This is a genomic window from Acinetobacter sp. YH12117, from assembly GCF_013418865.1.
Lineage (GTDB): Bacteria > Pseudomonadota > Gammaproteobacteria > Pseudomonadales > Moraxellaceae > Acinetobacter > Acinetobacter indicus.
Map to the genome: position 1 here is coordinate 1 of NZ_VPBF01000059.1, position 11,821 is coordinate 11,821.

An 11,821-nucleotide genomic window follows, 5' to 3' on the forward strand; every position below is an offset into this window, starting at 1 on the left:
TCAAACGATGAAATAGAGCAGATAGAATTGTCACTTAACCATCGTCCTAGAAAAACACTAGGCTGGTATACACCGAGTGAAGTTATGGCTGGTTTTTATACTGTTGCACTTGCCGCTTGAATCCGCCTAATAAGAGCAACGTCTACATCATCAAGACTTTATCTAAAACAGATTTTAAATTGTTACGTGCATCCACATATGTAAATACATTGTATATATCTATCCCTCATAGGGTAAGCTGCGTCAAAACGCTGCTAGCTAGACTACCTCAGCGGTAGGGATTGAAACTTTACAATATAAATGCACAGAATTCTGTACATATTGTCAATTTCGTATAACAGTTTATTTTAAATAGCTCCAAAATTAGTGGATATTTCTTGAAAATTCAAAGCTGTTTCTTGGGTATTGGGAACATGCCCAAACACATACTCATTCTTCGCCTGAAGAAAGAAATCAAACCTTTTACTCATCAGTGGGTCTTGTTTGCTCTGCTTTTGATACATCGGTGCAAGGTGGTTGAGATAGTAATTAATCCATTCAGCTTTATCGGTAAAGGTGCTGTAATCTTTTAGATCAGCATAGAGGTTTTGTAAGTCATTAGATATGGCTTCAATATTAGGATGAAACAACCAAACTCTAATATCCATAGGGGAAATCACGGTGACTTCATACGGTTGTGAGGGTTCAAAGCGTTGTATTGTATAGAGCTGTGCGCCATATTCGCTATAACTGGAACAAAGTAGTTTAGTATTTTCAATCTGAAAATAGTCAGTTCCTACTTCGAATTCTCTTATTTGTCTAGAAATATCGAGGCATTGAGGAAGTTTGTTGATGTCTGAGTGAGCTAATGTCTTAAATAGTTCAATAGATCGGCTAATGACATAACTTTCACCTGTACCCGTGATAATACCTTTGTCCCATGAGTAGATTTTTTGACTTTTTTTAGTATTAAATTGAATTTCACCAGATTCTTTTAAAACAATTTTTTTATTGTCTGTGGTGACAATGATGCTATCATTTAATTGTATGGCTACAATGAAAGTCATGTTTACACCCAAGGTTTTGAAATGTTTATATTTTCCAATTTTAATTGAATTTTTACAATTGATAAAGAATAGGTAAACCTATGGCTGGTGGTTCTCAGATTATCATTAATAAAGATGGTATTAAAATTATAACTCCTGCAAAGTTTGAAGCCAAAGCAGGACAACATCTTTTTAAAAATGGAACAAAAGTTGACATTGCTAGAACAGTTTTGCCTGATATAAGAATTAAAACAGAACATCGAAATTTTCAGGCAATTAATTCCGAAAATAATGAAATTTTAATAAATATTCCTTATTCAATTTTGAATAAAAGAACAGGCATTAAGACCTATGGGTTTACAGATAATGAAGGGATGACACATACAATTAAGTCTCCTGAAACTGATGAACTAGAAGTAAAATGGTTTGATCAAGAAGAGAGTTAATGTGACGACAACAACAACAAGTAATACAACAAAAAGTTCAAACTCACCAACTCAACAAGTTTCTTTAAAACCTGAGGCTGAATTACATCTGTTGGTAGGAAGTGCTTATGGTACAGGAGAAAAGGAATCTCCTTATGGACATACTGCTGTATATATTAAAGTACAAGGGAAAGAGTATATTTACGATTTTGGTCGTTATGGTCGCATTAAACCTGAGACTTTTGGTCCTTTTACTCTATCTGGAGCTAGTAGTCCTCGTGGCGAAGGTATCTTAAAAGTTTGGAGTAGTTTTTCAGCATATATTGAGGAAGAAAATAGGCAAGGGGCGAATAGCGGACGTTCTAGAACAACTTATGCCTATGGCTATAAAATTTTTGATAGTCAGGCTAATTTAGTTATTAATTATTATAATAATTTAATTAAATCATCTTTATCTGTCCAAAATACTACACATTATAAACGATATAAGCTTAATCAAGATTACTTTGCTTTAGGACCTAACTGTACTACCCAAAGTTTAGATGCAACAAAAAAGGCCATACCAAGTATGGCTAAATCAGGTCATAGATTTGTTAACTCTGATAAAGTCTTACCTACTACGGCTAAACTTGCTTTTAAGGCTAGTAAATATGAAATGCCTAACTATTTATTTTTACCAGATAATTTGAATGATTACTTAAAAGAGTCTCCAGATGTAAAAGTTAACATAAAAAACACTTATCGTATTAATAGGTAGTTGAAATGAAAAGAAAATTAATAATCATAATATTATCTTTACTTTTTCTCATTCAACTTTTATTGAATATATATCTATGGCGAGGAACAGAAGTGCCAAAAATTCATATATTAGAAAGACCTTTAAAGATTTATTCATTTGAAGGTAAATATTCCCAGAACTCTACATTACCAGAATATTCGATTCTTCCAGAGGGAACAGTACTATATGATGATAGTGACTCTTTAAATCAAAGAGTAAAAGTTTACTTCAATTTACAGGGGGTTGATTTTAATTTTGAAGAACAAGATCCTGAAATTTTAAAGCAACCTAGTGAGCTTTCAGCCATAAGATCTAAAGACTTATTAAACATGGCTAAAAGTGTAGCTTTAATCCAGAAAGATATATATTTGATTATTAAAAATGATGAGACTATAAATGATTCTGTACGTTCGGCACTTTTTAAAAAGTATAAGATAGATCCATCAGAGTATGAAATTGATTAAAAATTTTTACAATTAAAATAATACATCTTATGCAAATTCAAAAAGCGAGGATATAAATTCTCGCTTTTTTTCAAAATGAATAAATAAACTTCACCAATAGATCTCTTGCGAAAGTTAATTCAAGAGCATCCAATTCACCATTCCAACAATTAAATTCATTCTTAGACCAAATCGTTTCCGTCTATTTCTATAGCGTTCTGTTAATATCCGAAAATATTTAAGTTTGCCGTTGATAGGGCGACTTGCGCGTGATTTTCCAAATGCCTTTGTGCACTGGAAAATGGGATGTTTACCATCGGTTGGATAATGGGAGCCGGATGAGCTGAGAGGTTCACGTCCGGTTCTGCGAGGGGCTAAGGGTGAGATTCCCTTGGTCTACTCACCCTTATATCCGCACTCATGAAGGGTGGCTATATCTCGCAGTTGTGATTGACCTGTTTTCACGTCTTGTTGTTGGCTGGTCTATGAAATCCAGAATCACGGCAGATCTGGTTTTAGATGCGTTATTGATGGCTTTGTGGCGAAGAAACCCAAAGAACAAAGTCCTAATCCATTCTGACCAAGGCAGCCAATACACCAGTCATGAATGGCAGACATTTCTCAAACATCATAATCTTGAAAGTAGTATGAGTCGTCGACTTGCGCAGTACACTGCTCATGCCATGACAATGCTGTTGCAGAAAGCTTCTTCCAGCTATTAAAGCGGGAACGAATTAAAAAGAAAATCTATGCGACCAGGACTGAAGCAAGGTCGGATATCTTTGAATATATTGAGATGTTCTACAATTCAAAACGCAGACATGGTTCCAATGGTCAGCGTTCTCCATTAGATTATGAAAAGGCCCATCAAAAGATGATTATGTGTGTCTAGAATTTTGGTGGCTATTCATATCATTCTGATTCATAAGCTCTATCTAAATCCAAAAGCAAATAGGTTTTAAACGGTTCCGTCGTATTAAGAAGTTTAAGTCTATCTCAAATTAGCATAATACGCCTTATACGAAATCATATTTTTATTTTATATAAATCATATAGTTATTATATAAAAAAAGCTCAACTCAGCTGAGTTGAGCTTTTTATAGATTGATCACATTCCACGCTGAGTTAGATCAACATTCCAACGATCATTCAATAAAACTGACAAGCACTTAGATCCCATACTTCACACGATATGCTTCCATCTTCGCCAAAGCCTCTTTTTCACCTTTGGCATCCAGATAATTCATTAAATCTTTCATGGTAATTAAGGCATGTACCGGAATTTCTAGCTCTTTTTGAACTTCCTGAATCGCAGACAAATCACCCTGCCCTTTTTCCTGACGATCTAGCGCGACCAGTACACCGGCAATTGTGGCACCCGCATTTTTTAAAATGGTCACCACTTCACGAATTGCTGTACCTGCGGTAATCACATCATCAATAATCCAGACTTTTTTACCTTCAACCGATGCACCGACCAATACGCCACCTTCACCATGATCTTTGGCTTCTTTACGGTTAAAGCCCCAAGGCACACTCACGCTATGATTTTGCGATAAAGCCACCGCCGTTGCCGCCACAAATGGAATGCCTTTATAGGCTGGGCCAAAAATCACATCAACATTTTCACATTCTGTTAACTTGGCTGCATAGCCTGACGCCAGTAATGACAAGGCTTCGCCATCATTTAATAAACCGGCATTAAAAAAATAAGGACTCACGCGACCCGATTTTAAAGTAAACTCACCAAATTTAAGCACACCACGTGATAATGCGAGTTCGATAAAAGCTTGAGGGTTAAATGTCGCTTGCGTTGACATGAGGTGCTCCAAAATTCATAAATTGAGGTAAGACCTGCGCATGATACCAAAGAGTAGCTATCCGAGTGATCAAAAAATTCTTCGTGTGGTTTCAATTAACGTCAATGGCCTGCGTTCTTCGGTCAGTAAAGGCCTGCTGGAGTGGATGGAAAAATCAGAGGCTGATGTCATCTGCATTCAGGAAAGCCGTCTGACCCATGCGCAGTGGACTGATAAATTCAAACCGGAAGGCTGGCATACCCATCTGTTCGCAGCTGAACGTCCGGGCTATGCTGGCACCGCCATTTACAGCCGCCTGCCGTTTGTGTCTATTCAGGATGGTTTAGGCTTTGAACTGGCCGACTCCCAAGGCCGTTTTGTCACGGCAGAATTTGATTTAGGTCTGGGTTATCCGGTACATATCTGCTCGCTGTACCTGCCATCGGGTTCATCGGGTGAAGAAGCACAAGCCCGTAAAGACCACTTCCTCGAAGAATATACAAAAATCCTGAAACAATGGCGCGATGAAAATAAATCGATCATTGTCTGCGGCGACTACAATATCGTGCATAAACGTATTGATATTAAAAACTGGTCAGGCAACCAGAAATCTTCCGGCTGTTTACCGCATGAACGTGCCTGGCTCGATCATATCTATGATGATCTGGGCTATGTCGACACCTTCCGTGAAGTGCGCAAAGAAGCCGAACTGTATTCCTGGTGGTCGAACCGTGGCCAAGCGCGTGCCAAGAACGTTGGCTGGCGGATTGACTATCATGCCTGCTCACCGGACTGGAAAGCACGTACCGTCAATGCCTGGGTCTACAAAGAGGAATGGTATAGCGACCACGCCCCGGTGATTATTGATTATAAACTCAACTAAAAACCTTCCTATTTAGTGAACAATTGTTCACTCAATAGAGGTTTATTTCCGACATATTTTGTCGTCATTCAGACCTTTATCTGCTTTTTAAATCGGCGCATTATTGCAGCACGGCAAAGGGACAGTGTCAGGATGACAACAAAGGGACAGGAAGCCGTAGGATGCAAATAAACAAAGCCATGATGGTCTTTGTTTCAAGGATGTGACATCGGACGTTGTAGTGAGACCCGCATAATCAGGATGATTAAATGCGGGTTTTCTACATCTGGGCTTTTATTTTTTATATTGGCTCTTTGCTTTTCGTTTTTTTCTTAGTACGAATAATTCTTCTCAAGTGTTGTCTTGTTTTTCTGCCACTATTATGGCGCGGTAGCGTTGCATTTTAATGACGGTTTAATTTCAGAACCATGAACTCAATATTTATACCCGCTATAGTGCAAAACCAATTTTTTGGTTAATCTCTTGAGCATTGTGTTTCTTGCTGGAATCCGCTTTATGCTTAAAATTTATGGTATTAAAAACTGCAACTCCATGAAAAAAGCCTTTGATCTGCTCAATGAACTGGGCCTGGCTTATGAATTTCATGATTATAAAAAACAGGGGATTGATGCAGAAACGCTAAAACACTGGCTGGATGCTGAAGGTCAGGACAAAATTCTGAATAAAAAAGGCACCACCTGGCGCAAACTGTCGGAAGCGGAACAGGCACAAGCCCTGTCCAGCGAAGCAGATTTAATTGAAGCCTTACGCACTCACAACAGCCTGATCAAACGTCCTGTGCTGGCCACCGCAGACGGCTTTATTGTTGGTTTTGATGAAACCGCCTATCGCGCCTTAAACGGATAAGTTCTTTTATCCGCTTTTGATTTATCCGCTTAAAATCAAAAAGCCTGATGCATCTGCATCAGGCTTTCTGGTTTAATCCGTTTCTATTGGCTGGCTTATTTCACACGAACCCAGGTCTGGTTACGACCCAGCGCTGCTACGCCAATATAGCCACGCAATTGTAATTTCTGCCCGCCATCAGCCAGTTGACCTTTTAACTTGTAGGTTTTACCTGATTGCGGATCCAGAATTGAACCGCTGTCATAGTTGGTACCACCCGAATTCTTTAAACCACGTACAATGGTTAAACCTTTCAAGGATTTGTTTTTGTAAGGTCCTTCACATTTTGTACAGGCATTTTCTTCACCCGGCGTTAAAATGGACTGAATTGTTGCAGTTAACGTGCCATTTTTCTGCTCGGTAAATTTGACGGTTGCTTTTGCTTGCTTGGTTTTGTCATCAATTGTTTTCCAGACAGTACCATTTAGCGGATCAGCAGCATTCGCCAAAGCTGTTAAACCCATTAATCCTAATGCCAGTGCAATTTTTTTCATTTTTTTTGATTCCCTAGTCTAGTGTTAGACAGCCTTAGTATTAAAAAGTCACTACAAATTTGCAATTTTTGAATGTGACCATTTAGTGTAACCTTGTAAATTGTGTTGGTAAATACGCAAGCACAGGCCAAAATCAAGAACAAGATGGAAGAACAATGAAGATCAACCCGTTATTGAAACAAATTTTCACAGAAGGCTTTTTAAAAACCACCATCCGCCTGCCAAGCCAATATAATTTACCGCATAATCCGCTGCGTTTCGCCCTCGAACAGATGTGCCGGCTGTTTCCGACCAATAAAACTGTTGAAGTCCGCGCTTTACGTCTGGCTGGCCTGAAAGCCGAAGAAATCAAGCCGCAAGATGAAGCCACCCAACTGATTTTCTATATTCACGGTGGTGCCTTTTATTTAGGGTCTTTAAATACCCATCGCCCATTTCTGACTGAACTGGCCGCCCGCACCCAGATGCAGGTGATTCATATCGATTATCCGCTGGCGCCTGAAAATCCATTCCCGGAAGCCTTAGAAGCAATTTTTGATGTCTATCAGACCCTGCTGGATCAGGGCGTACAGGCCAAAGATATTTTGCTGGCAGGAGATTCCTGCGGCGCCAATCTGGCGCTGGCACTGGCCTTAAAAATCCGTGATGAACAGTTACCGCAAGTCAGCGGCCTCATGTTGCTCTCACCATTTTTGGATTTAACCCTGACCAGTGAATCAATTCGTTATAACCGCAAACACGATGCCTTATTGTCGATTGAAACTCTGGAAACCGGGATTCAATACTATGTGCCACCGTCGGTCGATCGTGGTGATCCGCGTGTTTCGCCGCTATTTGATGATTTAACCGATTTACCACCAACCTTGGTGCAGGTGGGTTCTAAAGAACTGCTGCTGGATGATGCGCAGCGTTTTCGTGACAAGGCCGAACAGGCGGGCGTGAAGGTCAGTTTTAAACTGTATACCGGTATGTGGCATAACTTTATTATGTTCTCACCGTGGTTTGATGAAGCCAAAATGGCGCTGGCCGATTTAGCCGAATTTGCCCATCAGCAGGACCAAGATTAAAACGCCATAAAAAAAGGTCAGTAGAAACTGACCTTTTTTGTGATTAATGCAGCGCCGTAAAGCTTAGATTTTGGCAATCTGGTCTAATGCCGTAGTAATCGCCTGATCTTTAATATCGCTCATGCTAACCCCTTCAGCACGTACTACTTCAATATCACTGACACCGGTAAAGTTAAACACGGTTTTCAGGAATGCTTCCTGGAAATCAACCGGGCTTTGTTCGCCATAGACACCACCGCGGCTGCTGGCGATATACACTTTCTTGTCACCTGCCAGACCGACCGGGCCATTTTCGGTGTATTTAAAGGTACGACCTGCCACGCTAATCCGGTCAATCCAGGCTTTTAAAGTCGATGGCAGACCGAAGTTATACATGGCTGCGCCCACCACCACGACATCAGCATCTAGATATTGTTGCAGAATCTGTTCGCCTAAAGCGCTTTGCTCGGCATTTTGTCCCATTAAAATTTCAGCGGTTAAATGCGGAATGGTCTGTTCAGCCAGATCCAGATAGTCAACTTGGGCCGCTGTATTTTTCGCCTGTAGCTGGTTCACAATAGCTTTAGACAACTGACGTGATACAGAAGCGTCGCCTAAAATACTCGAGTCGATATGCAAAATTTTCATGGGAGAGAATCCTAAACTGTGATTTTTTCAATAGCGCCATTTTACTGCAGTTTAAAATAGAAATAAGTGATTTAAACAACACACACTGTTGCACCCATGCAACGATATTTTCCCGAAAAGTACAAAAAATAGCCATTACCAATTCTCTAAAATCATGATATGTTAGGTTTTATTAAAATAATTGTATAAAAATGGCTTCTGGGTGCTGTCGATGCTGTTTTTTATTGTGCCGATTCTGCTGACCTGCCTGGTGCTGTTTGAAATTCTGCTGAGTCAGTGGCGCTATCGGGAGGCGCTGATTGCACATTTAAGTCAGGTCGATCCGCTCACCAATACCTTTAACCGGCGCAGTATCAACCAGTGTCTGGAACAACTGAACCACAAACAGGCACCCAGTTATGCAGTGATTCTGGTCGATCTGGATCATTTTAAGCAGATTAATGATGAGCATGGCCATCATAAAGGCGATGAAGCCTTGGTCCAAGTCTGTCATGTGCTGGCCGGCCATATCCGCGAGCAGGATGTGCTGGGCCGTTTTGGTGGCGAAGAATTTATTCTGGTCCTGAAACAGGCCACTGCGCACCAGGCCAAACAGGTGGCCGAGCGCTGCCGGCAGGCCATCACCCAGATTGAGCTGTATGATGAGCATAACCAGTCGATCCATTTTACTGCCAGCTTCGGGATTGCCTTATCGCACCACAATACCCCTTATGAAAAGCTGCTCAGTCAGGCCGATCAGGCTTTGTATCAGGCCAAAGCCTATGGCCGCAATCAGGTGGTACTGTATCAGCCGCTGGAACCAGCAGCCTCTTAAGGCTTAGCTAGAGGATGGTTCGGACTGATAAAGCTCCAGATAATTGACCCAGTCTTGTTCCTGTTTCGCGGCCTGTTCCCAGGCCTGCATTGCCGGATGTTGCAGCATGGTCTGCATATAATACTGGCTGTCTTCATTCACGGGCAGCGCATAGCTTTTCAAACGCCAGACCACCGGTGCATAAAAGGCATCAGCAATCGAGAAATCACCACAGAGAAAACCGCCCGGGTCCGGACGCTCAGACCAGATCTGACAGACACGGGCTACATCGTCACGTAAATCAGGTTGCTCAGCCCATAACATCTGTCCGACTTCTGCCAGATCAGCGCGAATATTCATGCCGCAATGGTTACGCAGTGCCTGAAAACCGCTATGCATTTCAGCAGCCAAAGCGCGTGCCCGAGCCCGCTGTGCCCGACCAGCCGGCCATAGCTGGCGCTCCGGAAACTGTTCGGCCAAATATTCACAAATCGCCAGTGAATCCCAGACCATTAGCCCGTCATGTACCAAGACCGGTACCTTGCCATTCGGGTTAATTGCCAGTACATCCTGTTTAAAATAGCCCGTGCCGCGTTCTTTAGGAAAAGGTAACAGCACTTCACGAAACGGCAGTTCAAAAGCAGTAAGGACCAGCCACGGCCGCATGGACCAGCTGGAGTAATTCTTGTTGGCAATGTACAGTTCCATCATGACTCATCCTCCTGTTGTTGTTTTTAATATTCACAATCGCTGGGCAGTGCCACCTGGTAAGAAAAGATATACAGCGCCAGAACTTACAAGCCGAGCTTGAATCCATGAATAGGACACCCATCTGCTTTGATCATCACCATCATGATAGCGTGATCTACCAGCACCTGTGTCAAGATCTGTAGCAATTCTGCTGCTGATCCAGATAGAAAAAACGGCCTGTGAACAGACCGTCAGCAGAAATAAGTTGCAGCTCTCTAGCAGTCAGCGAGAGAGGCTATGCACTCCCCGCTTTCTACAGCACCATAACCAGAGCGGACTTAGAACAGGAAGGCCACACCTAAACCGGCATGATAACTTTTATCAGCGCCATTTAAATCAACACCGACACTGGCATCCAGCTGGGTACGTGCATTTAAGGCATAAATCAGACCTGAACCCAAGGCATATTCCACTTTCTGGCTTTCTGCTTTGCGGTAAATAAACTCGGAGAAGCCGGCCCATTTATCGCTGAGCTGATATTGAATCCCCGGCACTGCCTGCAAGGCCCAATTGCTGTCCTGCCACTCATAACGCATGCTAATTGAGGTGGTGAGTAAATCATTATAGGCATAGGCCACTGCCGAGCTGAGGCTGTAAATATCCTCTTCGGCACTAAAACCGTCATTCCCGGTGGCAATCTGCGCTTCGACCAGCACCGCCATCGACAGTTTTTCATCATCTAAATCAATGGCATGTTTCAGACCAATGCTGACATCCCCCAGACCATCTTCTTCAACCGACTGGCCAGCACTTTTTACCCGGCTCCAGCCCGGACCCTGCCAGCCCAGCTGTAATTCCAGATTATCCGCCAGACCGGTACGCAGTAAGGTATCGGCGTGCAGCTGAGTAATTTCCTGCGTCAGACCATTGTCATCTTTGGTTTTCTGATAGTGCGCATTGGCCAGCGCTTGCTCCCAAGCCAACTGGCCGACCGGCGTAATTCCGGTGCTCATGCCCACACCCGGACGGTCAAATGCAAACTCGGCGGCAAAGACCTGACTGCTGACTGCAGTCGCCACCATCACACCCAATAATTTCAATGCTGACATAGTGTTTATCTCAATTTTAAGCCAATTCTTTGGTCATTTTCGCGCCATGGGCACGGAGCAGTTCTAAGGTTTGCTGTTCTTCAGGCAAGGCTTCAGCCCAGTTAATTTCATCAAAGTCGCAATCAAAGAATAAATCACTGATGGATGACAAAATGGTCAGGCCATCTTCATCTTTACGGTTTGGATCGACGTTTTCTTCAAGCAGGCGCTTTACCGCAGGTGCACAGGCGGCACTGGCGGCGTCCCATAACGGGCCATAGACTTCTTCCGCATCCCACAAATGCAAATTGACCTTGGCCTGAATTAACGCGTCCAGAATTTCCATATGGACGGCCAAATCCTGCTGTTTTTGTGCTTCATTGTGCGGCTGGCCCGCTTCATAGGCCTCGCAAATGGCTTCCCACCACTGAAACAGGCCATCGGACCAGACTGAAATTACCGGGCCTTTTTCAGAATCAATAAAATTCGGATCAAGCCCCGCGGCCAGAAGCTGTTGCACTTGGGCCTGATCTAGTTCTTCTATGGCTTGCACCAAGCGTTGTTGTTGTGCCGTTAACATGCAGAGAGCTCTCTTCAATCAAATCAATTTCGTTCTATTATGCCCAATTCAGTGAAAATTGTTTAAGCGAAATGTAATCTTGTCGCATGAATTTGCTATAAAAAAAGCCCCAATCCTGGTAATGCCAGTCAGTTAAGAGATTGACTGGCTTTTTCTTGGGTATTTTTGAGGTTTTCCTTTTACAACCCTTGGATAACTCCTCACTCTTCTCTCAGGTATAACATACCGATTAGATTTCTCCATT

At 42.4% G+C, this 11,821-nt stretch carries 13 protein-coding genes and 6 pseudogenes; 10 read left to right on the forward strand and 9 right to left on the reverse strand.

Annotated elements, in window-relative coordinates; all coding sequences use genetic code 11:
* Nucleotides 1-120: pseudogene (locus FTU55_RS14015) on the forward strand (IS30 family transposase); the annotation flags it as partial.
* On the opposite strand, the pseudogene FTU55_RS15205 reads toward FTU55_RS14015, so the two are convergent.
* Both FTU55_RS15205 and FTU55_RS14020 read right to left on the reverse strand, forming a co-directional pair.
* Nucleotides 99-223, reverse strand: a pseudogene (locus FTU55_RS15205) (type II toxin-antitoxin system prevent-host-death family antitoxin); the annotation flags it as partial. The pseudogenes FTU55_RS14015 and FTU55_RS15205 overlap by 22 nt on opposite strands.
* A gap of 124 nt (nt 224-347) precedes the next feature.
* On the reverse strand, nt 348-1,046 hold the full coding sequence (locus FTU55_RS14020) for a hypothetical protein (protein WP_180047403.1): 699 nt from the start codon (nt 1,044-1,046) through the stop codon (nt 348-350).
* Between the two features lie 80 nt (nt 1,047-1,126).
* Here FTU55_RS14020 and FTU55_RS15210 point away from each other — a divergent pair, with 80 nt between their 5' ends.
* The 3 genes from FTU55_RS15210 to FTU55_RS14035 are packed head-to-tail and all read left to right on the forward strand — an operon-like array spanning nt 1,127 to nt 2,692.
* Entirely contained in the window at nt 1,127-1,471 is a 345-nt protein-coding gene (locus FTU55_RS15210) for a hypothetical protein (protein ID WP_005180824.1), read from the forward strand.
* Between the two features lies 1 nt (nt 1,472).
* Nucleotides 1,473-2,207 carry a hypothetical protein gene (locus FTU55_RS14030; RefSeq protein ID WP_152342572.1) on the forward strand — a complete coding sequence of 245 codons (735 nt, stop codon included), beginning with the start codon at nt 1,473-1,475 and terminating at the stop codon, nt 2,205-2,207.
* A gap of 5 nt (nt 2,208-2,212) precedes the next feature.
* Nucleotides 2,213-2,692: a hypothetical protein gene (locus FTU55_RS14035; protein WP_034598040.1), complete on the forward strand. Its 480-nt coding sequence runs from the start codon at nt 2,213-2,215 to the stop codon at nt 2,690-2,692.
* A gap of 114 nt (nt 2,693-2,806) precedes the next feature.
* Here FTU55_RS14035 and FTU55_RS14040 read toward each other — a convergent pair.
* Nucleotides 2,807-2,926: pseudogene (locus FTU55_RS14040) on the reverse strand (IS5/IS1182 family transposase); the annotation flags it as partial.
* Between FTU55_RS14040 and FTU55_RS15330 the strand changes: the two are divergent.
* Nucleotides 2,925-2,999, forward strand: a pseudogene (locus FTU55_RS15330) (reverse transcriptase); the annotation flags it as partial. The pseudogenes FTU55_RS14040 and FTU55_RS15330 overlap by 2 nt on opposite strands.
* A 79-nt stretch (nt 3,000-3,078) precedes the next feature.
* Nucleotides 3,079-3,563, forward strand: a pseudogene (locus tag FTU55_RS14045) (IS3 family transposase); the annotation flags it as partial.
* A 277-nt stretch (nt 3,564-3,840) separates the two neighbouring features.
* On the opposite strand, the gene pyrE reads toward FTU55_RS14045, so the two are convergent.
* Nucleotides 3,841-4,491 (reverse strand): orotate phosphoribosyltransferase, encoded by a 651-nt coding sequence (pyrE, locus tag FTU55_RS14050; protein ID WP_005180830.1) that lies wholly within the window; start codon nt 4,489-4,491, stop codon nt 3,841-3,843.
* Nucleotides 4,492-4,531: 40 nt separating this feature from the next.
* Here pyrE and FTU55_RS14055 point away from each other — a divergent pair, with 40 nt between their 5' ends.
* Together FTU55_RS14055 and FTU55_RS14060 are read left to right on the forward strand one after the other, a co-directional pair.
* Complete coding sequence (locus tag FTU55_RS14055; protein ID WP_104471930.1) at nt 4,532-5,353, forward strand: exodeoxyribonuclease III; 822 nt, start codon at nt 4,532-4,534, stop codon at nt 5,351-5,353.
* A 495-nt stretch (nt 5,354-5,848) separates the two neighbouring features.
* Nucleotides 5,849-6,199: a Spx/MgsR family RNA polymerase-binding regulatory protein gene (locus FTU55_RS14060; RefSeq protein WP_016658732.1), complete on the forward strand. Its 351-nt coding sequence runs from the start codon at nt 5,849-5,851 to the stop codon at nt 6,197-6,199.
* A gap of 95 nt (nt 6,200-6,294) precedes the next feature.
* Here the strand turns inward: FTU55_RS14060 and FTU55_RS14065 are convergent, their stop codons facing one another.
* Nucleotides 6,295-6,732, reverse strand: a complete 438-nt coding sequence (locus tag FTU55_RS14065) for a DUF2147 domain-containing protein (protein ID WP_005180835.1) — start codon at nt 6,730-6,732, stop codon at nt 6,295-6,297.
* A 155-nt stretch (nt 6,733-6,887) separates the two neighbouring features.
* On the opposite strand from FTU55_RS14065, the gene FTU55_RS14070 reads away from it, so the two are divergent.
* Nucleotides 6,888-7,799, forward strand: a complete 912-nt coding sequence (locus FTU55_RS14070; RefSeq protein ID WP_104513183.1) for an alpha/beta hydrolase — start codon at nt 6,888-6,890, stop codon at nt 7,797-7,799.
* 63 nt (nt 7,800-7,862) lie between these two features.
* Here FTU55_RS14070 and FTU55_RS14075 read toward each other — a convergent pair whose 3' ends face one another.
* Complete coding sequence (locus FTU55_RS14075; RefSeq protein WP_005180838.1) at nt 7,863-8,426, reverse strand: FMN-dependent NADH-azoreductase; 564 nt, start codon at nt 8,424-8,426, stop codon at nt 7,863-7,865.
* Between the two features lie 184 nt (nt 8,427-8,610).
* Here FTU55_RS14075 and FTU55_RS14080 point away from each other — a divergent pair.
* Nucleotides 8,611-9,240 (forward strand): annotated as a pseudogene (locus FTU55_RS14080) (GGDEF domain-containing protein); the annotation flags it as partial.
* A gap of 3 nt (nt 9,241-9,243) precedes the next feature.
* Here FTU55_RS14080 and FTU55_RS14085 read toward each other — a convergent pair.
* The 3 genes from FTU55_RS14085 to FTU55_RS14095 all read right to left on the reverse strand — a co-directional run bounded on the left by FTU55_RS14085 (nt 9,244) and on the right by FTU55_RS14095 (nt 11,577).
* Nucleotides 9,244-9,930: a glutathione S-transferase family protein gene (locus FTU55_RS14085; RefSeq protein WP_180047404.1), complete on the reverse strand. Its 687-nt coding sequence runs from the start codon at nt 9,928-9,930 to the stop codon at nt 9,244-9,246.
* 317 nt (nt 9,931-10,247) lie between these two features.
* Nucleotides 10,248-11,018 carry a transporter gene (locus FTU55_RS14090; RefSeq protein ID WP_168391390.1) on the reverse strand — a complete coding sequence of 257 codons (771 nt, stop codon included), beginning with the start codon at nt 11,016-11,018 and terminating at the stop codon, nt 10,248-10,250.
* 16 nt (nt 11,019-11,034) lie between these two features.
* On the reverse strand, nt 11,035-11,577 hold the full coding sequence (locus FTU55_RS14095) for an ankyrin repeat domain-containing protein (protein WP_168391391.1): 543 nt from the start codon (nt 11,575-11,577) through the stop codon (nt 11,035-11,037).
* Nucleotides 11,578-11,821: the final 244 nt, after the last annotated feature.

Excerpts from the sequence above, each read along its gene's own strand:
- FTU55_RS14075 (WP_005180838.1), bottom strand. The coding sequence starts at position 8,426 with ATGAAAATTTTGCATATCGACTCGAGTATTTTAGGCGACGCTTCTGTA.
- FTU55_RS14090 (WP_168391390.1), bottom strand. The coding sequence starts at position 11,018 with ATGTCAGCATTGAAATTATTGGGTGTGATGGTGGCGACTGCAGTCAGC.
- FTU55_RS14070 (WP_104513183.1), top strand. The coding sequence starts at position 6,888 with ATGAAGATCAACCCGTTATTGAAACAAATTTTCACAGAAGGCTTTTTA.
- pyrE (WP_005180830.1), bottom strand. The coding sequence starts at position 4,491 with ATGTCAACGCAAGCGACATTTAACCCTCAAGCTTTTATCGAACTCGCA.
- FTU55_RS14020 (WP_180047403.1), bottom strand. The coding sequence starts at position 1,046 with ATGACTTTCATTGTAGCCATACAATTAAATGATAGCATCATTGTCACC.
- FTU55_RS14060 (WP_016658732.1), top strand. The coding sequence starts at position 5,849 with ATGCTTAAAATTTATGGTATTAAAAACTGCAACTCCATGAAAAAAGCC.
- FTU55_RS15210 (WP_005180824.1), top strand. The coding sequence starts at position 1,127 with ATGGCTGGTGGTTCTCAGATTATCATTAATAAAGATGGTATTAAAATT.
- FTU55_RS14035 (WP_034598040.1), top strand. The coding sequence starts at position 2,213 with ATGAAAAGAAAATTAATAATCATAATATTATCTTTACTTTTTCTCATT.
- FTU55_RS14065 (WP_005180835.1), bottom strand. The coding sequence starts at position 6,732 with ATGAAAAAAATTGCACTGGCATTAGGATTAATGGGTTTAACAGCTTTG.
- FTU55_RS14055 (WP_104471930.1), top strand. The coding sequence starts at position 4,532 with ATGATACCAAAGAGTAGCTATCCGAGTGATCAAAAAATTCTTCGTGTG.
- FTU55_RS14085 (WP_180047404.1), bottom strand. The coding sequence starts at position 9,930 with ATGATGGAACTGTACATTGCCAACAAGAATTACTCCAGCTGGTCCATG.
- FTU55_RS14095 (WP_168391391.1), bottom strand. The coding sequence starts at position 11,577 with ATGTTAACGGCACAACAACAACGCTTGGTGCAAGCCATAGAAGAACTA.